Consider the following 20,743-nt stretch of genomic DNA (forward strand, 5'->3'; position numbering starts at 1 on the left):
GGGCGCGGCGCGCGCCGGGGCGCCGGCGCGGCTGGCGGGGGAGGAGCTGGCGGCGCCGCCTCGGGCGCGGGCGCCGCGGGCAGGGCCAGGCTGCGGGTGTGAAAGACCAGCGGCGTGGCCGCCTGGGTGTGCGCCAGCGGCAGGGCCACCCAGCCCAGGACCAGGGCGTGCGCGGCCAGCACGGCAGCGCTGATGGCGAACAGGGGGCGGAGCGGGATCATCGGGGGGCGGGGCGGGGGCGCGCGGGCACAGGCCCAAGGGTACTAGAATCGCGCCTCTCGTGGCATGACGGGCATGCCACCGCCGCCGGGCGCCGGGTGCCGCGCCCGCATTCCCCCGCAGGGCACGCCATGAAACTCGCCACCTACAAGGACGGCTCGCGCGACGGGCAGCTCGTGGTCGTCGCGCGCGACCTGTCGCACGCGCACTACGCCACCGGCATCGCCCAGCGCCTGCAGCAGGTGCTGGACGACTGGAACTACCTCGCGCCGCAGTTGCAGGACCTGTACGACAGCCTCAACGCCGGGCGGGCGCGCCACGCCTTCCCCTTCGATGCGCGCCAGTGCATGGCGCCGTTGCCGCGCGCCTACCAGTGGGCCGATGGCTCGGCCTACCCGCGCCACGTGGAGCTGGTGCGCCAGGCGCGTGGCGCCGAGCTGCCGCCGGGTTTTGCCACCGAGCCGCTGATGTACCAGGGCGCCAGCGACGACTTTCTGGGCCCCTGCGACGACGTGCCCGTGCCCAGCGAGGCCATGGGTATCGATTTCGAGGCCGAGATCGCGGTGGTCACCGGCGACGTGCGTCTGGGCGCCTCGCCCGAGCAGGCGCTCGAAGGCGTGCGCCTGGTGATGCTGGCCAACGACTGGTCGCTGCGCAACCTCGTTCCCGCCGAGCTGGCCCGCGGCTTCGGTTTTTTCCAGTCCAAGCCCGCCACGGCCTTCAGCCCGGTGGCCATCACGCCCGACGAGCTGGGCGAGGCCTGGAAGGGCGGGCGCGTGCACCTGACGCTGCAATCGACCTGGAACGGGCGCCGCGTGGGCATGTGCGAGACCGGGCCGGAGATGGCGTTTCACTTCGGCCAGCTCATCGCCCACATTGCCCGCACGCGCAATGTGCGCGCGGGCTCCATCGTGGGCAGCGGCACGGTGAGCAACCAGGACGCGGCCAAGGGCTACTCCTGCATTGCGGAAAAGCGCTGCCTGGAGACCCTGCAGGACGGCGCGCCGCGCACGCCCTATATGCGCTACGGCGACACCATCCGCATCGAGATGAAGGGCAAGGACGGGCAAAGCCTGTTCGGGGCCATTGACCAGAGCGTGGTGCCCCCGGGCTGATTTGAAGGAAAATTGGCCTCCAGGCCTTGCCAGATCAGCGCGAGTAGCTATGGTTTCATGAGTAACCGGCGGCCGCCTCGACCTGCACCGCGCAGTCGTAGAAGGTCGGCCCCGCGCCCAGGTCGGTCAGCGCCTGGCTGGTGAGCTGGTTCACGTTCGTGCCGTCCAGCCCCAGCTTGCGCCACCACACGCCCAGGCCGTTGACCACGCCGGGGCGCGCGCGCTCGCACACCTGGGCGTGGCAGTGGTAGCTGCCGCGCCCGTTGAACACGCGCACCACGCTGCCGTCCTGGATGCCGCGTGCGGCGGCGTCCTGCGGGTGGATCTCCAGCAGCGGCCGGCCCTCGATGGCGCGCAGGCTTTGCAGGTTGACGAAGGTGGAGTTGAGGAAGTTGCGCGCCGGCGGCGAGATCATGGCCAGCGGGTACTGCTTTGATGTGCCCGCCGCCTCATGGTTGGGCAGGTAGTCGGGCAGGCCGTCCAGGCCCTGGTCGGCCAGGCGCTGGCTGAAGAACTCGCACTTCCCTGAGGGTGTGGGAAAGCCGCCTTCGGCAAACGGCGCGTCCGGCCCACCCAGCGGGGCAAAGCCCTGTTCCAGCAGCAGGCCGAAGTCCACGGCGCTGCCATAGGCCTGGCGGCACAGCTGTTCGTCGCTCTCCTGAAAGCAGGGCTCGGCAAAGCCCATGTGCGCGGCCAGGTCGCGGAAGATCTGCGCATTGCTGCGCGCCTGGCCCTGGGGCGTCAGGGCGGGGCGGTTGAGCAGCACGTCGGTGTGGCCGTAGGCCAGGTGCACGTCCCAGTGTTCGAGCTGGGTGGTGGCGGGCAGGAGGTAGTCGGCGTAGTCGGCGGTGTCGGTCTGGAAATGCTCCAGCACCACGGTGAACAGGTCCTCGCGCGCAAAGCCCTGCACCACCTGGCCCGAGTCCGGGGCCACGGCCACGGGGTTGCTGTTGTAGACCACCAGGGCCTCGATCTTCGGGCCGAAGGCGGGCGAGGCCGCGCGCAGCAGGTCGTCGCCGATGGTCACCATGTTGATGGTGCGCGGGCTGCGGCCGGCCAGCAGGTCGGGGCGCTGCAGGGCCGCGCGGTCCACGGGGAAGGCCCCGGAGCTCGACAGCAGCACGCCGCCCGCGCGGTGGCGCCAGGCGCCCGTGAGCGCGGGCAGGCTGGCGATGGCGCGCACCGCGTTGGCCCCGCCATGGGCGCGCTGCACGCCGTAGTTCAGGCGGATGGCGGCGGGTTGCGTGCTGCCGTAGTCGCGCGCGAGCTGGCGGATCTGCTCCACCGGCACGCCGCAGACCTGCGCGGCGCGTTCCGGCGGCCACTGCAGGGCGCGTTCGCGCAGCCGCTCCCAGCCCAGGGTGTGGCGCGCGAGGTAGTCGTGGTCCAGCCAGCCGTGCACGATGAGCTCGTGCATGAGCGCAAACGCCAGCGCGGTATCGGTGCCGGGCAGGAGCTGGAGGTGCGCGTGGCATTTCTCGGCCGTCTCGCTCTTGCGCGGGTCGATGCACACCAGCTTGGCGCCGTCGCGCTTGGCCTGCTGCGCCAGGCGCCAGAAATGCAGGTTGCTGCCGATGGAGTTGCTGCCCCAGATGAGGATGAGCTTGGCCTCGGCGAAGAACTCCACCTTCATGCCCAGCTTGCCGCCCAGCGTGTGCACCAGGCCCTCGCCGCCGGCCGTGGCGCAGATGCTGCGGTGCAGGAGCGAGGCGCCCAGGCGGTGGAAGAAGCGCCGGTCCATGCTCTCGCCCTGCACCAGGCCCATGGTGCCGGCGTAGCTGTAGGGCAGGATGGCCTGGGGGTCGCGCGCGGCGATCGCGCCCAGGCGCGCGGCGATGTCGGTCAGGGCCTCGTCCCAGGTGACGGGCGTGAACTGGCCGCTGCCCTTGGGGCCGCTGCGCTTCATGGGCGTGAGGAGGCGCTCGGGGTGGTGCGTGCGCTCGGCGTAGCGCGAGACCTTGGTGCACAGCACGCCGCCCGTGTGCGGGTGGTCGGGGTTGCCCTGCACGCGCACGGCGCGGCCGTTCTCCACGGTGGTCAGCAGGGCGCAGGTGTCGGGGCAGTCGTGCGGGCAGGCGCCGCGCACGACGGTGGACAGGGGCAGGGGGGTGGCAGCGCTCATGTCTGCCATGGTAATAAACCCCGCAACCGCTGTCGGTAGCGCACGGGGATAGACTGTGCAGCCACCCGGGCTTTCGGGCGCAGCCATGCCCCGGGCCCCGGAGACGCCAGGAGACATGCACCATGAAAATCATTGATTCCATTGCCACCCAGGCCGCCGCCATCGCCCAGTTGCGGCGCGACATCCATGCCCACCCCGAGCTGTGCTTCGAGGAGCAGCGCACGGCCGACCTCGTGGCGGCCAAGCTCACCGAGTGGGGCATCCCCATCCACCGCGGCATGGGCACCACCGGCGTGGTGGGCATCGTGCACGGGCGCGACGGCGGCGCCTGCGGCCGCGGTGTGGGCCTGCGCGCCGACATGGACGCCCTGCCCATGCAGGAGTTCAACACCTTCGCCCATGCCAGCAAGCACGCCGGCAAGATGCACGCCTGCGGCCACGACGGCCACACCGCCATGCTGCTGGCGGCGGCGCAGCACCTGGCGCAGCACCGCGACTTCGACGGCACGGTGTACCTGATCTTCCAGCCGGCCGAGGAAGGCGGCGGCGGCGCGCGCGAGATGATGCGCGACGGCCTGTTCGAGCGCTTCCCCATGGAGGCGGTGTTCGGCATGCACAACTGGCCCGGCCTGCCCCTGGGCACCTTTGCCGTGAGCCCCGGCCCGGTCATGGCCTCGACCAGCGAGTTCAAGATCACCCTGCGCGGCAAGGGCAGCCACGCGGCGCTGCCGCACATGGGGGTGGACCCGGTGCCCATTGCCTGCCAGATGGTGCAGGCCTTCCAGACCATCATCAGCCGCAACAAGAAACCCATAGACACCGCCGTGATCTCGGTGACCATGATCCACGCGGGCGAAGCGACCAACGTGGTGCCCGACTTCTGCGAGCTGCAGGGCACGGTGCGCACCTTCACGGCCGAGGTGCTGGACCTCATCGAGCGGCGCATGCGCCAGGTGGCCGAGCACACCTGCGCGGCGCACGAGGCCACGTGCGAGTTCGAGTTCGTGCGCAACTACCCGGCCACCATCAACAGCGCCGCCGAGGCGGCCTTTGCGCGCGACGTCATGCGCTCCATCGTGGGCGACGACAAGGTGCTGGTGCAGGAGCCCACGCTGGGCGGCGAGGACTTCGCCTACATGCTGCAGGCCAAGCCCGGCGCGTACTGCTTCATCGCCAACGGCGAAGGCGGCCACCGCGCCGCCGGCCACGGCGCGGGCCCGTGCACGCTGCACAACCCGAGCTACGACTTCAACGACGACCTCATCCCCCTGGGCGCGACCTACTGGGTGCGCCTGGCCCACGACTGGCTGGCCCAGCCCCGGAGCGCCGCATGAACACCACCGTTGTCAACGCCTTCTCCGCGAGCTACCAGGAGGCGCGCACCAAGTTCCTGGAGGCCGCGGCCGCAGCCGGCCTGGCCATCGAATCGCACGTGCACCCCTTGCGCGGGCGCGATGGCGAGACCCTGGCCCTGGACGTGGCGCGCGACGGCCCGCCCGATGCCGACAAGCTGCTCATCGTGAGCAGCGCCTGCCACGGCGTGGAAGGCTACTGCGGCAGCGGCGTGCAGGTGTTCGCGCTGCACGACCAGGAATGGCGCGACCAGGCGCGTGCGCACGGCGTGGCCGTGCTCTACCTGCATGCGCTCAACCCCTACGGCTTCTCGCACCTGCGCCGCGTCACGCACGAGAACGTGGACCTGAACCGCAACTTCCAGGACTTTGGCCGCAACTTGCCCGTCAACGAGGCCTACCGCGACATCGCGCATTGGCTGATCCCCGCGGCCTGGCCCCCCGAGGCCGAGAACCAGGCCGCCGTGCAGCAGTACATCGCCGCGCATGGCGAGGCGGCGTGGCAGGCCGCCATCACGCGTGGACAGCACGAGTACCCGCAGGGCCTGTTCTTCGGCGGCACCGAGCCCACCTGGAGCCACCGCACGCTGCGCCCGGTGCTGCGCGCGCACGGTGCGCCGGCGCAGCGCATCGCCTGGATCGACCTGCACACCGGCCTGGGCCCCAACGGCCACGGCGAGCGCATCTACGCCGGGCGCGACGACGCGGCCGCCGTGGCGCGTGCGCGCCGCTGGTGGGACGGCGGCGGCAGTACGCCCGTCACCTCCATCTACGACGGCTCCTCCACCTCGGCCTTCCTCACGGGCCTGATGTGGAGCGCCATCTACGACGAATGCCCGCAGGCCGAATTCACGGGCATCGCCATGGAATACGGCACCGTGCCGGTGATGGAGGTGCTCGAATCCCTGCGCGCTGAGCAGTGGCTCAACCTGCACCCCGAGGCCGACGCTGCCCTGGCCGAGCAGATCAAGGCGCGCATGAAGGCGGCCTTCTACACCGACACCGACGCCTGGAAGGGGCAGATCGTCGCCCAGGCGCGCCAGGCGCTGTTCCAGGCCGTTGCGGGCCTGGATTCTTGAGGTGTTTTGGGGCTGCAGCGCTTGCGGGTAAAGCGCTGGCAGCTATTTAAACCATAGCATCAATCGAGCTGTGCGCCTTGCGTGGCACCATGCCCGGTGCGGCGGTCGTAGGCCTTTTCCGCGGCCACCTGCTCGGCCAGCAGGCGCTGGCCCAGCGCGTTGGCCTGGCGCTCCAGTGTGGGGCAGTCGGGGGCCTCGGGCAGGGCGGCGATGCCCTGGTCGATGGCCTGCGCGGCCTGGCGGCCGAACTGCACATGGCCCTGCTCGTGCTGGTGCAGCGCCCGGTGGTAGCGCTGGAACTGCGCCTCCTGCGCGGCCGAGCCGCTGCGCAGCTCGGGCATCTGGATGCGCGTGTGCAGCCGCGTGGCCACGCGCGTGATGCGGCAGCGGCCCGCGCCGTCCTGCTGCCACCAGAAGTTCCAGCGCACGCTCCAGTGCGTGTAGCCGTGAAAGCGCTGCCCGTCCGCGGTGATGGGCGTGGCCGCGTTGAGCGCGGCGCGCAGCGTCTGGTCGGCGCGCGCGTGCACGGGGTAGGGGGCGTGCGCGTGCTCCTCCAGCACCTCGGCCCGCGCCGCGGGCGTGGCCAGCAGCGCCAGCGCCAGGGCCGGGGCCAGGGGGCTGCGGCCTAGGGCTCCTCGCCCCATGGCAGCATGAGCGTGAGGGTGGCGAGCTGCGCGAACTCGGGCGCGAAGGCGTCGATGATGCGCTGCGGCTCGGGGCACAGCGTGGTGTCGGTGATGACGCCGAACTGCACGCCGCCGCCGTAGCTCAGGATGGACACGCCCAGCCCCACGTTGCCCGACTGCGGCACCCAGAACATGCACTGCGTGACGCGCGCGCCGCACAGGTAGATGGGCTCGCGCGGGCCGGGCACGTTGGTCATCACCGCCGTGGTCTTGCGGCTGAACAGGCCCAGCAGCGCGTCCTGCGCGGGCTTGATGAGCAGGCCCGCCACGGCCAGCAGGCCGAAGGCCAGCAGCGGCTGCGTGCTGCCCTTGAGCGCCGCCATGCGGGTGCGCACCTCGTACACGCGCTCGATGGGGTTGGTCATGCCGATGGGCAGCACCAGCGGCACCAGGCCGAAGTGGTTGCCCAGCTTCCAGGCTTCCTCCAGGGGGCGCAGGTTCACCGGGATCATGGCGCGGATTTCCTTGCCTGCGGTGTCCTCGCCCTGGCTGCGCAGGTAGCCGCCGATGGCGCCGGCCACGCAGGACAGCAGCACGTCGTTGACCGAGCAGTTGAGCGCCTTGCCGATGGCCTTGACCTCGTCGAGCGGCAGCGGCGGGCACCAGGCCACGCGCTTTTCCGAGCCGGGCACGCCCTTGAGCGCGGTGGGCGAGTCGTCGGGCATGAGCGCGAGCGCCGCGGCGTCGCTCACGAGCTGGTAGCCCAGGCGCGCGGCGTCCACCGAGCCCGCCAGGCCGTGCTGCACGGCTTTCTCCGGGTCGAGCAGCAGGTGCAGCGACTTGGCCGCGCTCTCGCCCACGAGGTCCAGGGCCTTCACGGTCATGCCGGTGAAGGGCTTGATGAGCGTGTCGGCGATCCAGTCCTCGGCGCCGGCGCGGGGCTTCTTGCGGCGCTTCGGGGGCTCGGTGCCGCCGTCGACGATGGACATGGTCACCGAGATCAGCGCGATGCCGTCGGCAATGCAGTGGTGCAGGCGCACCACCAGCGCGCTGCTGGGCTGGCCGTCGTCGCCGACGAAGTCCTCGATCAGGTAGAAGTGCCACAGCGGGTGCCGCGGGTCCAGTGGCTGGCTGGCGAGGTCGCCCACGAACTTCTGCAGCGCCGCCTGCTGGCTGTGCCCCTTGCGCCGCGGCAGGCTGGCGCTTTGCACATGCGCGGTGATGTCAAAGCGCTGGTCCTCGACCCAGGTGGCGCCGGCCGCGTCCTCGACCACGCGCTGGCGAAAGCGCGGGTACTGCAGCAGGCGCTCCTGGATGCGCGCGCGCAGCGCATCCAGCGTGATGCGGGGCGAGACCGTCCACACGCCGTTGATCATCATGAGATTGCTCGGCGAGTCCATGCGCAGCCAGGCGGTATCCACCTTGCTCATGCGCTCGCCCGACAGGCCCAGCATGCCCGTGGCGGCGCGGCGCACGTTCTTTTGCACGGCCAGGGCCGCGTCGATGGCGAGCTGGGTGGGTGGCAGGGGGGCGGCGGCCGGGCCCGGGGCCGGGTTTGTGCGGGAGGAAATGCGGGTCACCATGGAGAAGGGGCCATCGGAGGGTTGGAATTGGAGGTGCTCGTCTACGCCAGGCGGCGATTTTCAACGAAGCCTGGCCGTAAGATACAACGCTGCCAGCAGATGGCATCCCCGTTCTTTCCCCACCCCCCGCAAGGAGCCTTTGCATGTCCGACCTCAACGCCGCCTTCGAAGCCGCCGTGGCCCAATCCAAGAACCTCAGCGAACGCCCCGACAACGCCACGCTGCTCAAGATCTACGCGCTGTACAAGCAGGGCACGGCCGGTGACAACGCTGAGAAGAAGCCCGGCTTCGGCGACATGGTGGGGCGCGCCAAGTGGGACGCCTGGAACAACCTCAAGGGCACGGCGCAGGACGACGCCAAGCAGCAGTACATCGACCTGATCGGCTCGCTCAGCTAAAGCCGCCAGCCAGCGCCGCAGTGGGTCTGTGGCCTAATACAGGGTTTTCAACCTGACCGATAGAGATCAAGCCATGGGCAACAAGATCGTTACCGAAGCCGACCGCAAGTTCACCCCCCAGCCCAAGACGCCCAATGGCGTCACGCTGCCCACGCCGGGCCGCGGCCAGCGCGTGAGCCTGGAGCGCGGCTCGCACACGCGCAGCAAGAAGAACCCCGGCAAGCGCACGAAAAAGGGCGGCTGAAGGCCCCCGGGGGCCGCGTCACCCCCCCGCTTGCAGGCCCTGCGGCCGCACCCGCACAAGCCCTCTTGCCGAGGGCTTGCTGCTTTGCAGGGCCTCATTTCTTGCGGTGCGCGTGCCCCTTGTGCTTCTTGGCCGCGGGCGGGTGCAGCAGGGTGTCGAGCTGCTGCGTGATCTCCTGCTCGATGCGGCCCTTGAAGGCCCCCACGAGAAAACCGAGCTCGGCGCGCAGCTCGAACTGGTCGCCCTGCACCTGCAGCGTGCCCTTGACGCCGGAGCGGCTGAAATACACCGTGTCCTGCGTATCGCCCTCCTCGTAGGCGCACTCCATGTCGAACTCTTCCTCGACCTGCTCGGCCCACAGGAAGGCGATGCGGCGCGCCTCCTCCAGGCCCAGGTGGTGGTGGCGGTGGATATGGATCACGGACATCGGGCGTCTCCTGCAGGGGGCTGGGGGCCGCAGTGCGCCGGGGTGCGCCTGCTGCTCGCCGGGCGGCCATGCCGCCCGTATGGGATTGGAGCCGCATCATAAAACGCAGCGGGCAGAACCCGCCGCCACCTGCGGCCGCCGCGGCGCTCAGCCCGGTGCAGGCGCCGCGGGCCGCAGGGCCCACAGCGCGCCGGCCGACGCCAGGCCCAGCAGCGCCGTGGCACCCAGGGCCGCCGTGCCTGCGCGGTCCAGCAGCAGGCCGAACAGCAGCGGCGCGCCGGCCTGCGCCACGCGCGCAGGCACCATCAGCAGGCCCTGGCGCAGGCCATAGCCGTGTGCGCCGAACAGCACCAGGGGCAGCGTGCCCTTGGCGATGGTGAGAATGCCATTGCCCGCACCGTGCAGCAGGGTGAACACCAGGCCGGCGCCGCCGCCCGTGACGCACAGCAGCAGCGCGCCCAGGGGATGCGCCAGCGCCGCCAGGCGCGCCGACTGCAAGGGGTGCATGCGGCGCAGCAGGCCGTATTCGAGCAGGCGCGCCACCACCTGCGCCGGGCCCACCAGCGCCGCGACGCCCACCGCCACCGGCAGCGCCATGCCGCTGGCCTGCAGCAGGCGCGGCAGGTGCGCCGCCATGGCCGTGCTGGTGAACCAGGTGGCCGCAAAGACGAAAGCCAGCAGCCAGGCCATGCGCCGCGCCGTGGCCGGCGCGGGCGGCGATCCGGGCAGGGGGGGCGCGGCCGGTGCTGCGGTGCTGCCCGCCGCCTGGGGGCGGGAGGGCGCTGCAGGCCCGTGCGCCGGCGCGCGCGGCAGCCAGGCGTTGAGCGGCAGGCCCAGCAGCAGGTGCAGCGCCGCCCAGCCCAGGCAGGTGCCGCGCCAGCCCCAATGCGCCTGCATCCAGGCCGTCAGCGGCCAGCCCACGGTGCTGGCAAAGCCAGCGATCAGCGTGATGCCCGTGATGGCGCCGCGGGCGTCCTGGCCGTAGAGGCGCACCAACGCGGCGAAGGCCGCCTCGTACAGCCCCGCGCCCATGGCCATGCCGATCAGGCCCCAGGCCAGGAACAGGCCCGCGGGGCCCTGCGCCCCGGCCAGCGCGGCCAGGCCCAGGGCGAACAGCGCATTGCTGCCCAGCAGCACCGGGCGCCCGCCGTGGCGGTCGATGGCGTGCCCGGCCAGCGGAGCGCACAGGGCCGACACCACCAGCGCCGCGGAGAACCCGGCAAACACCAGGGCCACCGGCACGCCCAGGCCCTCGGCCATGGGGGCGGCGAGCAGGGCCGGCAGGTAGTACGACGAGGCCCAGGCCAGGGTCTGCGCCGTGCCCAGGCGCAGCACGGTCCAGCGCAGCGCGGCGGAGCTCATGGGGCGTGGCGGCCGGTGCTCAGGCGGGGGCGGCGGGCGCGGGCAGGATTTCGAGCACGCGCTCCACGGGGCGGCACACGCGCGTGCCCTGCGCGGTGACGACGATGGGCCGCTGCAGCAGCTCGGGGTGCGCCGCCAGGGCGTCGAGCAGTTGCGCGTCGCTCACCCCGGGGGCGCCCAGTTGCAGCTCCTCGTACAGGCGGTGCTGGCTGCGCACGAAGGCGCGCACGCCCTGGCCGCTGGCGGCCACCAGGGCGGCCAGGCGCGCGCGCTCGGGCGGCGTGCGCAGGTACTCGATGACCTGCGGCGTGATGCCCTGCGCCCGCAGGAGCTCCAGCGTCTTGCGCGAGGTGCTGCACTGGGGGTTGTGGTAGATGGTGACGGTGTCCATGGGGCAGTTCTCGGGGTCAGGGGTTGCGCAGGGCGCCCAGGTCCAGCGGGCGGTCTTCCAGCTCGGTGCTCAGCACCACGGTGCTGGTGGTGCGCGCCACGCCGGGGATGGACTTGATCTGGAACAGCAGGTCTTCCAGGGCCCGGGCATGGGTGGTGCGGATCTTGGCCAGGAAATCGTACTCGCCCGCCACGCTGTGCAGCTCCACCACCTCGGGCATGGTGCGCAGGCGCGGGGCGACCTCACGGCAGTGGGCGCCGCCGTCGTTGCGGATGGCGACGAAGGCCGTGAAGCTCAGGCCCACGCGCTCGGGGTCGGCGCTGATGGAAAAGCGCCGGATCACGCCGCGCTCCAGGAGCTTTTTCACGCGCTCGTGCACGGCGGCGGTGGACAGCCCCACCTCGGCGCCGACTTCGGCGTAGGGACGGCGGCCATCCAGGCTCAGCGCCGAAATTATTCTGGCGTCAACGTCATCTATCTGAAAATTCGCTTGCACTGTTGACCTTCGTGAGTAAAAATTCCGAATAACAACCGAATTCCGTTGATTTTCCGGTCCGTTCACGAGTATGCCGACATTTTTCCGTTTGCACAGCAGAAATCCCCGCGCACTGGCCGTGGCCCTGGCGCTGCTCGTCGTCTACGTGGTCTGGGGGACGACGTATTTCGCCATCGGCATCGCCCTCGAGAGCATGCCGCCGCTGTTCATGAACGCGAGCCGCTTCCTGTGCGCCGGCGCCGTGATGCTGCTCGTCGCGCTCTGGCAGGGCCAGGCCCTGCCCACGCCCGCCCAGTGGCGCCACAGCGCGCTGGTGGGCGCGCTGATGGTTTTCCTGGCCATGAACTGCACCGGCCTGGCGCAGAAGCTGGGCATAGGCTCGGGCCTCATGGCCACGGTGGTCACGACCATGCCCATGTGGCTGGCGCTGTGGACGCGCTGGGGCGGCGAGCCGGTGCCGCTGACAAGCTGGATCGGCCTGGCGCTGGGCGTTGTGGGCGCGCTGCTGCTCGCGCTGGAGGGCGACTTCTCGGCCTCCGTGCCCGGGGCGCTGCTCGCCTTTGCCGCGCCGCTGTGCTGGAGCCTGGGCTCCTACGCTTCGCGCCGCCTGTCGCAGCCGGCGCCCGCCATGGCCTCGGCCGCGCAGTGGCTGGCGGGCGGCGCGCTGGGCCTAGTGGCCGCCCTGGTCCTGGAGCCCGCAAGCGCCATGGCGCAAGTGAGTGCCCGCTCCTGGGTCGCCTGGGCCTACCTGCTGGTGCTCGGCACGCTGGTGACGCTCAACACCTACCTCTGGCTGCTGCAGAACGCCTCGGCGGCGCTGGCGGGCAGCTACTCGTTCGTGAACCCGGCCGTGGCCCTGCTCGTGGGCGTGGCCCTGGGCGGCGAGCGCCTCACCGGCTGGGTGTTCGCGGCGCTGCCGCTGATCGCTGCGGCGCTGGCCTTCATCCTCTACGGGCGGGCGCTGGCGCCCTGGTGGCTGCGGGCGCGGGCCGGGCTGCGCCTCGGCAAGGCGTGTTGACGCGGCGCAGCGGCGGATCAAAAATGCTCCGCCATGGAAAGCCTGCTGCACTCCCTGCATGAGCGGTTGGCCGATCTGCCGGTACGCCTGGCGCTGGAGGTGCCGGGCGGTCGGCGGCTCGGGCCTGCCGACCCCGACGTGTGCCTGCGTCTGGCGGACCGCCGGGCCCTGCTGGCCCTGGCGGGCGGGCGTGTGGGCGATGTGGGTGCGGCCATCGTCGAGGGCCATGTGCACATGGAGGGCAGCATGCGCGCCCTCATGGCCGCCGCCGCCGGGCTGCTGGCGCACGACCCGGCGCAGGACCATACCGGCTGGTGGACGCGCGCCCTGGCGCGCGCGCGCTCGCTGCTGGTGCACACGGTGGTGCGCGATGCGCGCCACGTGCAGTTCCACTACGACCTGTCGGACGCATTCTTCGCCCTGTGGCTGGACCCGCTGCGCGTGTACTCGTGCGCCTACTTCCGCACGCCCGGCCTGACGCTGGCGCAGGCGCAGCAGGCCAAGCTCGACCACATCTGCCGTAAGCTGCGCCTGGCTCCCGGCGACCGCCTGCTCGATGTGGGCGCAGGCTGGGGCGGTCTGCTGCTGTGGGCGGCCCAGCACTATGGGGTGCAGGCCACGGGCATCACCCTGTCGCGCAACCAGCACGCGCATGTGCAAGGCCGGATCGCCGAGCTCGGCCTGCAGGGGCGCGTGCGCATGCTGCTGTGCGACTACCGCACGCTGCAGGAGCCGCAGCCGTTCGACCGCATCGCCTCGGTCGGCATGTTCGAGCACGTGGGGCGTGCGCACATGGGGCGCTACTTCGAGACCCTGCGCGGCCTGCTGCGGCCCGGCGGCCTGCTGCTGAACCACGGCATCACCGCCGCGGGCGTGGACAACACCGAGCTCGGAGCGGGGATGGGCGAGTTCATCGAGGAGTACATCTTCCCCGGCGGCGAGCTGCTGCATGTGAGCGCGGCGCTGCATGCGCTGGCACGCGCGGGCCTGGAGATGGTGGACACCGAGAACCTGCGCCCCCACTACGCGCGCACGCTGTGGGCCTGGTCCGACGCGCTGGAGGCCGTGCTGCCGCGGGCGCACGCGATCCTTGCGGAGCAGTCCGGCCCCGAGCAGGCCGGCAAGGCGCTGCGCGCCTACCGCCTGTACCTGGCGGGCAGTGCGCTGGGTTTCGAGCGCGGCTGGCTGGCGCTGCACCAGATCCTCGCGTCGCGGCCCGACGGCGCGGCGCAGCGGGGCGCACAATCGGACTATCCTTTCACCCGCGACTACATGTATTCCCAGGAGGCGCCATGCTCTACAAATTCAAGTCCCGTGCCACGGCCGACGTGATCATGCTCGAACCCAACGGCCGCCAGCTCGTGCAGATCATGGGCAAGGAGCCGGGCGCGAGCGGCATCGTCACCGTGGAGCAGATCCCGGCCGCCATTGCCGCCATCGAGGCCGCCATTGCCGCCGAAGAGCGTGCCCTGGCCCAGGCTGAGCAGGAGAGTGAGGGCGAAGGCGTGCTCGAACGCCCCGAGCCCGTGCACCTGCGCCAGCGCGCGGCGCCCCTGCTCGACATGCTGCGCCGCAGCGCCGCCGCCGAGCGCGAAGTGACCTGGTGATTTTTTGTTCAAAACGCCTTCTGTCGCCCGCTGGGTAAGCGCAAGCAGCTATCAATAGAGGAGCATTTCAGCACCGTGCGCCGTCCAATCGCACGGGATGCTGGCGGGCTTCAGATCGGCAGACGCCGTGGAGCGGGCTTGGCCCGGCCACTGGCGGCGTCCCCCTTCCCGTAGCGCGCAGCGCGGAGAGAGAAGGGGGAAGGCGCGTCAGCGCCTCAGGGGGATGTCACTGGTAACTGCGCGCGTCCTCGATGACCTTGCCGTCGTTGGGCAGGCTGCCCGGGGCGACCATCTGGACCTCGCCGCGCAGCTTGGTCACCTCGCGCACGGCGTCCTGCAACTGCAGGGCCAGGCCACCCGAGGTTTCGGTGGTTTCCACCTGCAGCACCATCTGGTCATTGGCCATCGCGCCGCTGACGACCAGGCGTGCGCGCTGCACCTGTGGAAAGCGCTTGACGATGGCCGCGACCTGGCCCGGGTGCACGAACATGCCGCGCACCTTGGTGGTCTGGTCCGCCCGGCCCATCCAGCCCTTGATGCGCGTGGCCGTGCGGCCCGTGGGGCAGGCGCCGGGCAGCACGGCGGAGAGGTCGCCGGTGCCAAAGCGGATCAGCGGGTAGTCGGTATTGAGCGTGGTGACCACGAGCTCGCCCACCTCGCCCTCGGGCACGGGGTCGCCGGTGCCGGGGCGCACGATTTCGACGATCACATGCTCATCGAGCACCAGGCCTTCGCGCGCCGCGGTCTCGTAGGCGATCAGGCCCAGGTCGGCGGTGGCGTAGCACTGGTAGCCCGCGATGCCGCGCTCCAGGAACCAGTCGCGCAGCGAGGGCGGGAAGGCCTCGGCCGAGAGCAGGGCCTTGGTCACGCTGGGCAGGGGCACGCCCATTTCTGCCGCTTTCTCCACGATGATCTTGAGAAAGCTGGGCGTGCCGATGTAGCCCGCGGGGCGCAGCTCGGCCATGGCCTGCACCTGCTGCTCCGTCTGGCCCGTGCCGCCGGGAAACACCGTGCAGCCCAGCGCGTGCGCGCCGGTCTCCATCATGGAGCCCGCCGGCACGAAGTGGTAGGAAAAGCAGTTGTGGATCAGCTCGCCCGCGCGAAAGCCTGCGGCGTGGATGGCGCGCGCCATGCGCCAGTAGTCGCGCCGCGTGCCCTCGGGCTCGTAGATCGGGCCGGGGCTGGCGAACACGCGCGGCATCTGCGCGCCGAAGCCAGTGGCGGCAAAGCCGCCGAAGGGCGTGCTGGCGCGCCGGGCCTGCTGGCGCTCGAGCAGCTCGTGCTTGCGCGTGACGGGCAGGCGGGCCAGCGCCGCGCGGCTGGTGATGGTGCGGGCATCCACGCCCGCCAGGATGTCGGCGAAGGCCGTGCTGGCCTGCTGGGCGTGGGCGATCTGCTGCGGCAGGGCGGCCAGCAGGGCGGCCTCGCGCTCTGCGGGGGTGCGGGTTTCCAGGGCGTCGTAGTGCTTGCTCATGCCAGGGTCTCCTTGGCGTGTGGGATTTTTGGGTCGAAAAAGGCCCCGACGCAGACAGGGTAAGCGCCAGCAGCTATCAAAAGAATAGTGATCAGGCCAGCCAGCGCTTGCGCCGCTTGTAGCTCTTGACGTCCTTGAAGCTCTTTCTCTCGCCGCCGCCGACGCCCAGATAGAACTCCTTGACGTCCTCGTTGCTCGCCAGGTAGTCGGCCGCGCCGTCCATGACGATGCGGCCGCTTTCCATGATGTAGCCGTAGTCGGAGTATTTGAGCGCCATGTTGGTGTTCTGCTCGGCCAGCACGAAGGTGACTTTTTCCTTCTTGTTGAGGTCTTGCACGATGTTGAACACCTCCTCGACGATCTGCGGCGCCAGGCCCATGGAGGGCTCGTCGAGCAGCACGATGCTGGGGTTGGCCATGATGGCGCGGCCGATGGCGCACATCTGCTGCTCGCCGCCCGAGGTGTAGGCCGCCTGGCTGGTGCGCCGCGTCTTCAGGCGCGGGAAGTAGTTGTAGACCTTCTCCAGGTTGGCCGCGATCTCGCCCTTGCTGGTGCGGGTATAGCTGCCGGTGAGCAGGTTTTCCTCGATGGTCAGGTGGGCAAAGCAGTGGCGCCCCTCCATGACCTGCACCACGCCGCGCTTGACCAGGTCGGCGGGCGAGAGGTTCTCGATGCGCTCGCCGCGCAGCTCGATCGTGCCCTTGGTGACCTCGCCGCGCTCGCCCTTGAGCAGGTTGGAGATGGCACGCAGCGTGGTCGTCTTGCCCGCACCGTTGCCGCCCAGGATGGCGACGATGCCGCCCTCGGGCACCTGCAGCGACACGCCCTTGAGCACCAGGATCACGTGGTTGTAGATGACCTCGATGCCGTTGACGTTGAGAACGATGTTTTTCGAATCCATGGTGTTGCCTTCGCCTTTGCCAATCGGGAGGGCTGCACGGCAACCCTCGCGGCTGGCGGCTGCTGCATGCAGCCGTCAGCCCCCCTTGCGTGTCTGCGCAAGGGGGCTCCAACCATCAAGAACTGCAGTCGGCCGGGTCGCGGCGCGTCATCTTCTTGTCGGCCAGGTACTTGTCCGCACCGGACTTGACCATGGGCTTCAAGATCTGCTCGTCGGCCTGGTACCAGTCCGAGGAGAAGTTCCACTTCTTGCCGTCCCAGGTGTGCACGCGCGCCCAGGTCGAGCCCATGTGGTCGGCGCAGCTCGTGGAGATGGGGCGCATCACGTCGTTGAAGCCCAGCGCGTCGAGCCGCTTCTGGTCGAGGTTGAGGTTTTCCATGCCCCAGCGCACCTGCTCGCCGGTCATGACCTTGCCCTTGCCGAAGCGCTCCTGCGCACGGCGCACGGCCTCGACGGCCAGCATCTGGATGATCACGCCGCGCGTGTAGAGCACCGAGCCCACTTCATCCTTGGGACCCGTGCCCTGGCCCTTGTCGTGCACGTGCTTGAGGATGTCCTGGATGACCTTGGACTGCGTGCCGTGGCCGTTGAGCGCCAGGGCGTGGTAGCCCTTGGCACCGTCGCCCACGTCGCGCACGTCGGGCTCGGCGCCGGCCCACCACACGCCGTACATCTTGTCGCGCGGGTAGCCGGTGGCCTGGGCTTCCTTGAGGGCGGTGGAGTTCATCACGCCCCAGCCCCACAGCAGCACGTAGTCGGGGCGGCTCTGGCGCACCTGCAGCCAGGTGGCCTTCTGCTCCACGCCGGGCGCCGTCACGGGCAGCATCTGCAGCTCGAAGCCGTGCATCTTGGAGCGTTCCTGCAAGAGCGGGATGGGCTCCTTGCCGAACGGGCTGTCGTGGTAGACCAGCGCGATCTTCTTGCCCTTGAGCTTGTCCAGGCCGCCGGCCTGCTTGCCGATGTGCTGGATCAGGATGTCGGCGCCCGTCCAGTAGCTGCCCATGTAGGGGAAGTTCCACTTGAAGGCCATGCCGTCCTGCGCCACCGACAGGCCGTAGCCCAGGGTCATCAGCGGGATCTTGTCCACGGGCGCCTTCTCGGTCAGCGCGAAGGTGATGCCGGTGGCCTGCGGGTCGAACAGCGTCACGCCGGGGCGGCTCTTGAGGCGCTCGTAGCATTCCACGCCGCGGTCCGTGGCGTAGCCCGTCTCGCACTCCTCGAAGGTCAGCTTCACGCCGTTGATGCCGCCGTCGCGGGCGTTGATCATCTTGATGTAGTCCTGCTTGCCGTTGGCCCAGGGGGTGCCGTTGGGCGCGTAGGGGCCGGTGCGGTAGGACAGCAGCGGGAAGAACTGCTCCTTGGCCTGCGCCAGGGCGCTGGTGCTCAGCGTCGAGGCTCCGGCGGCCAGTACGGCGGCGGCCAGCACGATTTTGGATAGCTTCATGGATGTCTCCTTGTGGTGGTTGGTTGACGAAGCGCGGGGGGAAAGGGGGAGGCGCAGGCTCAGTGCGGGAAGGGCCACAGGCGCAGCTTTTGCTTGCCGATGGACCAGAGCTTGGCCAGGCCGTGGGGCTCGACGATGAGGAACCAGACGATGAGCGCGCCGAAGATCATCAGCTCGGCGTGCGATACGCCGGCGGTGGAGATCTCCACGCCGAACAGGCCGAACAGTGCGGGCAGGAACTGGTTGAGGAAGATGGGCAGCACCACGATGAAGGCCGCGCCGAAGAAGGCGCCCATGATGGAGCCCATGCCGCCGATGATGACCATGAACAGCAGGCGGAACGACACTTCCACCGAGAACGCCGCCGGCTCCCACGAGCCCAGGTGCACGAAGGCCCACAGCGCGCCGGCCATGCCGACGATGAAGGAGCTCACGGCAAACGCCGAGAGCTTGGCGTACATGGGGCGGATGCCGATCACGGCGGCGGCCACGTCCATGTCGCGGATGGCCATCCACTCGCGGCCGATGGCGCTGCGCACCAGGTTCTTGGCCAGCAGGGCCACGACGACGAGCAGCGTGAGGCAGAACAGGTACTTGCTCACGGCGCTGTCGATGGGCAGGCCGAAGACCTGCAGGTTGTTCACCGAGACCGAGCCGGAGTCGGAGTTGTTGGTGAACCACTTGATGCGCAGGAACATCCAGTCGCTGAAGAACTGCGCCGCCAGCGTGGCCACGGCCAGGTACAGGCCCTTGACGCGCAGGCTGGGCAGGCCGAACAGGATGCCGAAGAAGGTGGCGCACAGCCCGCCCAGGATCAGCGCCGGCACCAGCGGCATGCCGGGAAAGCGCACGAAGAAGTTGAACGCCCCGTAGGCCCCCACGGCCATGAAGGCGCCCGAGCCGAGCGAGATCTGGCCGCAGTAGCCCACGAGGATGTTCACGCCCAGGGCGGCCATGGACATGATGACCAGCGGGATCAGGATGGCGCGGTAGAAGTAGTCCGAGGCCAGCAGCGGCACGGCGATGAAGGCCACGGCCAGCAGCAGCAGGACGGCGATGCGGTCCTGGGTGATGGGGAAGATCTGCTGGTCGGCCTGGTACGTCGTCTTGAACTGGCCGTTTTCGCGGTAGAACATGGTTGGATTCCTCTCTTACACGCGGTCGATGATTTTTTCGCCAAACAGGCCCTGCGGGCGGAACAGCAGGAACACGAGGGCCAGCACGTAGGCGAACCAGATCTCGATGCCGCCGCCCACGAAGGGGCCGAGGTACACCTCGGAGAGCTTCTCGCCCACGCCGATGATCAGGCCGCCGATGATGGCGCCGGGCACCGAGGTCAGGCCGCCCAGGATCACCACCGGCAGCGCGCGCAGCGCCACCGTGGTGAGCGAGAACTGCACGCCGAGCTTGGAGCCCCAGATCATCCCGGCCACCAGGGCCACGACGCCGGCCACGCACCAGACGATGACCCAGATGCGGTTGAGCGGGATGCCGATGGACTGGGCCGCCTGGTGGTCGTCGGCCACGGCGCGCAGGGCGCGGCCGGTCTTGGTCTTCTGGAAGAAGATGCTCAGCAGCAGCACCAGCGCGGCGGCGATGCCGGCGGCGATCACGTCCTCCTTGTTCACCAGCACGCCGCCCTCGAACATGGATTCGAGCAGGAACACCGGGTCCTTGGGCATGCCCACGTCGATCTTGTAGATGTCGCTGCCGAAGAAGGTCTGGCCCAGGCCCTCCAGGAAGTAGGTGATGCCCAGCGTGGCCATGAGCAGCGTGGCGCCTTCCTGGTTCACCAGGTGGCGCAGCACCAGCCGCTCGATGAACCAGGCCACGGCGAACATGCACACCCCGGCGATCAGGAAGGCGGCGATGTTGGCCACGACCATGTTGTCCATGCCGGTCCACTGCGGAATCCACTCGGCAAAGCGCGCCATGGCCAGGGCCGCGAACAGCACCATGGCGCCTTGCGCGAAGTTGAACACGCCCGAGGCCTTGAAGATCAGCACGAAGCCGAGTGCCACCAGCGCGTAAAGCATGCCGGCCATCAGGCCGCCGATCAGGGTTTCGAGAAAGAATGCCATGTGCGTGTCTTTCAGTGGCTGGTGCCCAGGTAGGCACGGATCACGTCTTCGTTGTTGCGCACCTCGTCGGGCGCGCCGTCGCCGATCTTCTTGCCGTAGTCCAGCACCACGACGCGGTCGGAGATGTCCATGACCACGCCCATGTCGTGCTCGATGAGCACGATGGTGGTGCCGAATTCGTCGTTCACGTCCAGGATGAAGCGGCACATGTCCTGCTTCTCCTCCACGTTCATGCCGGCCATGGGCTCGTCGAGCAGCAGCACCTGCGGCTCCATGGCCAGGGCACGGCCCAGGTCCACGCGCTTTTGCAGGCCGTAGGGCAACTGGCCCACGGGGGTCTTGCGGTGCGCCTGGATCTCCAGGAAGTCGATGATGTGCTCGACCTTCTCGCGGTGCGCGATCTCCTCGCGCTCGGCCGGGCCCCAGCGCAGCGCCTGCATCAGCAGGCCGCTTTTGATCTTGAGGTTGCGCCCGGTCATGATGTTGTCGATCACGCTCATGCCCTTGAACAGGGCCAGGTTCTGGAAGGTGCGCGCAATGCCCATCTCCGCCACCTGGCGGCTGTTCATGTGGCTGAAGGTCTGGCCGCGGAAGGTGATCGAGCCCTCGGAAGGCGTGTAGACGCCGTTGATGCAGTTGAGCATGGAGCTCTTGCCGGCGCCGTTGGGGCCGATGATGGAGCGGATCTCGTGCTCGCGCACGTTGAACGAGATGTCCGTCAAGGCCTTGACGCCGCCAAAGCGCAGGCTGATGTTCTTGACGTCGAGGATGACGTCGCCGATCTTTTTCTGAGTCATGGGGTGC

At 69.8% G+C, this 20,743-nt stretch carries 21 protein-coding genes and 1 pseudogene; 8 read left to right on the top strand and 14 right to left on the bottom strand.

Annotated elements, in window-relative coordinates:
* Positions 1 to 221, bottom strand: a pseudogene (locus CGR01S_RS15390) (hypothetical protein); the annotation flags it as partial.
* A 129-nt stretch (positions 222 to 350) separates the two neighbouring features.
* On the opposite strand from CGR01S_RS15390, the gene CGR01S_RS15395 reads away from it, so the two are divergent.
* Positions 351 to 1,334: a fumarylacetoacetate hydrolase family protein gene (locus CGR01S_RS15395; protein ID WP_042429330.1), complete on the top strand. Its 984-nt coding sequence runs from the start codon at positions 351 to 353 to the stop codon at positions 1,332 to 1,334.
* 55 nt (positions 1,335 to 1,389) lie between these two features.
* Here the strand turns inward: CGR01S_RS15395 and CGR01S_RS15400 are convergent, their stop codons facing one another.
* Positions 1,390 to 3,465, bottom strand: a complete 2,076-nt coding sequence (locus CGR01S_RS15400; protein WP_042429333.1) for a molybdopterin-containing oxidoreductase family protein — start codon at positions 3,463 to 3,465, stop codon at positions 1,390 to 1,392.
* A gap of 113 nt (positions 3,466 to 3,578) precedes the next feature.
* On the opposite strand from CGR01S_RS15400, the gene CGR01S_RS15405 reads away from it, so the two are divergent.
* On the top strand, positions 3,579 to 4,790 hold the full coding sequence (locus CGR01S_RS15405) for a M20 aminoacylase family protein (RefSeq protein ID WP_042429336.1): 1,212 nt from the start codon (positions 3,579 to 3,581) through the stop codon (positions 4,788 to 4,790).
* Entirely contained in the window at positions 4,787 to 5,887 is a 1,101-nt protein-coding gene (locus CGR01S_RS15410) for a M14 family metallopeptidase (protein WP_042429339.1), read from the top strand. Before CGR01S_RS15405 ends, CGR01S_RS15410 begins: the two co-directional genes overlap by 4 nt.
* A 59-nt stretch (positions 5,888 to 5,946) precedes the next feature.
* Here CGR01S_RS15410 and CGR01S_RS15415 read toward each other — a convergent pair whose 3' ends face one another.
* Positions 5,947 to 6,531, bottom strand: coding sequence for a DUF922 domain-containing Zn-dependent protease (locus CGR01S_RS15415; protein ID WP_042429342.1), 585 nt, complete (start codon positions 6,529 to 6,531; stop codon positions 5,947 to 5,949).
* Positions 6,513 to 8,096, bottom strand: coding sequence for a wax ester/triacylglycerol synthase family O-acyltransferase (locus CGR01S_RS15420; RefSeq protein ID WP_042429345.1), 1,584 nt, complete (start codon positions 8,094 to 8,096; stop codon positions 6,513 to 6,515). Before CGR01S_RS15420 ends, CGR01S_RS15415 begins: the two co-directional genes overlap by 19 nt.
* 143 nt (positions 8,097 to 8,239) lie before the next feature.
* Between CGR01S_RS15420 and CGR01S_RS15425 the strand changes: the two genes are divergently transcribed.
* Together CGR01S_RS15425 and CGR01S_RS16875 are read left to right on the top strand one after the other, a co-directional pair.
* Positions 8,240 to 8,494 (top strand): acyl-CoA-binding protein, encoded by a 255-nt coding sequence (locus CGR01S_RS15425; RefSeq protein ID WP_042429348.1) that lies wholly within the window; start codon positions 8,240 to 8,242, stop codon positions 8,492 to 8,494.
* A gap of 73 nt (positions 8,495 to 8,567) precedes the next feature.
* Positions 8,568 to 8,738, top strand: coding sequence for a hypothetical protein (locus tag CGR01S_RS16875; protein ID WP_169742463.1), 171 nt, complete (start codon positions 8,568 to 8,570; stop codon positions 8,736 to 8,738).
* A gap of 94 nt (positions 8,739 to 8,832) precedes the next feature.
* On the opposite strand, the gene CGR01S_RS16790 is transcribed toward CGR01S_RS16875, so the two are convergent.
* The 4 genes from CGR01S_RS16790 to CGR01S_RS15445 all read right to left on the bottom strand — a co-directional run bounded on the left by CGR01S_RS16790 (position 8,833) and on the right by CGR01S_RS15445 (position 11,414).
* A complete protein-coding gene (locus CGR01S_RS16790; RefSeq protein ID WP_042429351.1) occupies positions 8,833 to 9,165 on the bottom strand; it encodes a polyhydroxyalkanoic acid system family protein in 333 nt (110 codons plus the stop codon).
* Positions 9,166 to 9,312: 147 nt separating this feature from the next.
* The gene (locus CGR01S_RS15435; protein ID WP_042429354.1) at positions 9,313 to 10,527 is read right to left on the bottom strand and encodes an MFS transporter; all 1,215 of its coding nucleotides are present in this window, start codon (positions 10,525 to 10,527) and stop codon (positions 9,313 to 9,315) included.
* Positions 10,528 to 10,546: 19 nt separating this feature from the next.
* Entirely contained in the window at positions 10,547 to 10,918 is a 372-nt protein-coding gene (gene arsC / locus CGR01S_RS15440) for an arsenate reductase (glutaredoxin) (RefSeq protein WP_042429356.1), read from the bottom strand.
* Positions 10,919 to 10,934: 16 nt separating this feature from the next.
* Positions 10,935 to 11,414: an Lrp/AsnC family transcriptional regulator gene (locus CGR01S_RS15445; protein ID WP_084690748.1), complete on the bottom strand. Its 480-nt coding sequence runs from the start codon at positions 11,412 to 11,414 to the stop codon at positions 10,935 to 10,937.
* 70 nt (positions 11,415 to 11,484) lie between these two features.
* Here CGR01S_RS15445 and CGR01S_RS15450 point away from each other — a divergent pair, with 70 nt between their 5' ends.
* Genes CGR01S_RS15450 through CGR01S_RS15460 form a run of 3 tightly spaced genes read left to right on the top strand, consistent with a single transcriptional unit; the run spans position 11,485 to position 14,039 of the window.
* Complete coding sequence (locus tag CGR01S_RS15450) at positions 11,485 to 12,432, top strand: EamA family transporter (protein ID WP_042429359.1); 948 nt, start codon at positions 11,485 to 11,487, stop codon at positions 12,430 to 12,432.
* Between the two features lie 33 nt (positions 12,433 to 12,465).
* A complete protein-coding gene (locus CGR01S_RS15455) occupies positions 12,466 to 13,764 on the top strand; it encodes a class I SAM-dependent methyltransferase (RefSeq protein ID WP_042429362.1) in 1,299 nt (432 codons plus the stop codon).
* A complete protein-coding gene (locus CGR01S_RS15460) occupies positions 13,725 to 14,039 on the top strand; it encodes a DUF1840 domain-containing protein (RefSeq protein WP_042429365.1) in 315 nt (104 codons plus the stop codon). The genes CGR01S_RS15455 and CGR01S_RS15460 overlap by 40 nt, the downstream gene beginning before the upstream one ends.
* A gap of 226 nt (positions 14,040 to 14,265) precedes the next feature.
* On the opposite strand, the gene CGR01S_RS15465 is transcribed toward CGR01S_RS15460, so the two are convergent.
* The 6 genes from CGR01S_RS15465 to CGR01S_RS15490 form a co-directional block, all read right to left on the bottom strand.
* Complete coding sequence (locus tag CGR01S_RS15465) at positions 14,266 to 15,513, bottom strand: phenylacetate--CoA ligase family protein (protein WP_042429368.1); 1,248 nt, start codon at positions 15,511 to 15,513, stop codon at positions 14,266 to 14,268.
* Between the two features lie 91 nt (positions 15,514 to 15,604).
* A complete protein-coding gene (locus CGR01S_RS15470; protein WP_042429371.1) occupies positions 15,605 to 16,414 on the bottom strand; it encodes an ABC transporter ATP-binding protein in 810 nt (269 codons plus the stop codon).
* Between the two features lie 115 nt (positions 16,415 to 16,529).
* Positions 16,530 to 17,858, bottom strand: coding sequence for an ABC transporter substrate-binding protein (locus CGR01S_RS15475; protein ID WP_042429374.1), 1,329 nt, complete (start codon positions 17,856 to 17,858; stop codon positions 16,530 to 16,532).
* 59 nt (positions 17,859 to 17,917) lie between these two features.
* Positions 17,918 to 18,994 carry a branched-chain amino acid ABC transporter permease gene (locus tag CGR01S_RS15480; RefSeq protein WP_042429377.1) on the bottom strand — a complete coding sequence of 359 codons (1,077 nt, stop codon included), beginning with the start codon at positions 18,992 to 18,994 and terminating at the stop codon, positions 17,918 to 17,920.
* A gap of 15 nt (positions 18,995 to 19,009) precedes the next feature.
* The gene (locus CGR01S_RS15485; RefSeq protein WP_042429381.1) at positions 19,010 to 19,939 is read right to left on the bottom strand and encodes a branched-chain amino acid ABC transporter permease; all 930 of its coding nucleotides are present in this window, start codon (positions 19,937 to 19,939) and stop codon (positions 19,010 to 19,012) included.
* A gap of 11 nt (positions 19,940 to 19,950) precedes the next feature.
* A complete protein-coding gene (locus tag CGR01S_RS15490; RefSeq protein WP_042429384.1) occupies positions 19,951 to 20,736 on the bottom strand; it encodes an ABC transporter ATP-binding protein in 786 nt (261 codons plus the stop codon).
* Positions 20,737 to 20,743 lie beyond the last annotated feature (7 nt).

This window comes from Comamonas granuli NBRC 101663 (assembly GCF_000739995.1).
Classification (GTDB): domain Bacteria; phylum Pseudomonadota; class Gammaproteobacteria; order Burkholderiales; family Burkholderiaceae_C; genus Simplicispira; species Simplicispira granuli.

Excerpts from the sequence above, each read along its gene's own strand:
- CGR01S_RS15460 (WP_042429365.1), top strand. The coding sequence starts at position 13,725 with ATGCTCTACAAATTCAAGTCCCGTGCCACGGCCGACGTGATCATGCTC.
- CGR01S_RS15415 (WP_042429342.1), bottom strand. The coding sequence starts at position 6,531 with ATGGGGCGAGGAGCCCTAGGCCGCAGCCCCCTGGCCCCGGCCCTGGCG.
- CGR01S_RS15425 (WP_042429348.1), top strand. The coding sequence starts at position 8,240 with ATGTCCGACCTCAACGCCGCCTTCGAAGCCGCCGTGGCCCAATCCAAG.
- CGR01S_RS15490 (WP_042429384.1), bottom strand. The coding sequence starts at position 20,736 with ATGACTCAGAAAAAGATCGGCGACGTCATCCTCGACGTCAAGAACATC.
- CGR01S_RS15405 (WP_042429336.1), top strand. The coding sequence starts at position 3,579 with ATGAAAATCATTGATTCCATTGCCACCCAGGCCGCCGCCATCGCCCAG.
- CGR01S_RS15450 (WP_042429359.1), top strand. The coding sequence starts at position 11,485 with ATGCCGACATTTTTCCGTTTGCACAGCAGAAATCCCCGCGCACTGGCC.
- CGR01S_RS15470 (WP_042429371.1), bottom strand. The coding sequence starts at position 16,414 with ATGGATTCGAAAAACATCGTTCTCAACGTCAACGGCATCGAGGTCATC.
- CGR01S_RS15395 (WP_042429330.1), top strand. The coding sequence starts at position 351 with ATGAAACTCGCCACCTACAAGGACGGCTCGCGCGACGGGCAGCTCGTG.
- CGR01S_RS15480 (WP_042429377.1), bottom strand. The coding sequence starts at position 18,994 with ATGTTCTACCGCGAAAACGGCCAGTTCAAGACGACGTACCAGGCCGAC.
- CGR01S_RS15420 (WP_042429345.1), bottom strand. The coding sequence starts at position 8,096 with ATGGTGACCCGCATTTCCTCCCGCACAAACCCGGCCCCGGGCCCGGCC.
- CGR01S_RS15465 (WP_042429368.1), bottom strand. The coding sequence starts at position 15,513 with ATGAGCAAGCACTACGACGCCCTGGAAACCCGCACCCCCGCAGAGCGC.
- CGR01S_RS16790 (WP_042429351.1), bottom strand. The coding sequence starts at position 9,165 with ATGTCCGTGATCCATATCCACCGCCACCACCACCTGGGCCTGGAGGAG.
- CGR01S_RS15485 (WP_042429381.1), bottom strand. The coding sequence starts at position 19,939 with ATGGCATTCTTTCTCGAAACCCTGATCGGCGGCCTGATGGCCGGCATG.
- CGR01S_RS15410 (WP_042429339.1), top strand. The coding sequence starts at position 4,787 with ATGAACACCACCGTTGTCAACGCCTTCTCCGCGAGCTACCAGGAGGCG.
- CGR01S_RS15435 (WP_042429354.1), bottom strand. The coding sequence starts at position 10,527 with ATGAGCTCCGCCGCGCTGCGCTGGACCGTGCTGCGCCTGGGCACGGCG.
- CGR01S_RS15400 (WP_042429333.1), bottom strand. The coding sequence starts at position 3,465 with ATGGCAGACATGAGCGCTGCCACCCCCCTGCCCCTGTCCACCGTCGTG.
- CGR01S_RS16875 (WP_169742463.1), top strand. The coding sequence starts at position 8,568 with ATGGGCAACAAGATCGTTACCGAAGCCGACCGCAAGTTCACCCCCCAG.
- CGR01S_RS15475 (WP_042429374.1), bottom strand. The coding sequence starts at position 17,858 with ATGAAGCTATCCAAAATCGTGCTGGCCGCCGCCGTACTGGCCGCCGGA.
- CGR01S_RS15455 (WP_042429362.1), top strand. The coding sequence starts at position 12,466 with ATGGAAAGCCTGCTGCACTCCCTGCATGAGCGGTTGGCCGATCTGCCG.
- arsC (WP_042429356.1), bottom strand. The coding sequence starts at position 10,918 with ATGGACACCGTCACCATCTACCACAACCCCCAGTGCAGCACCTCGCGC.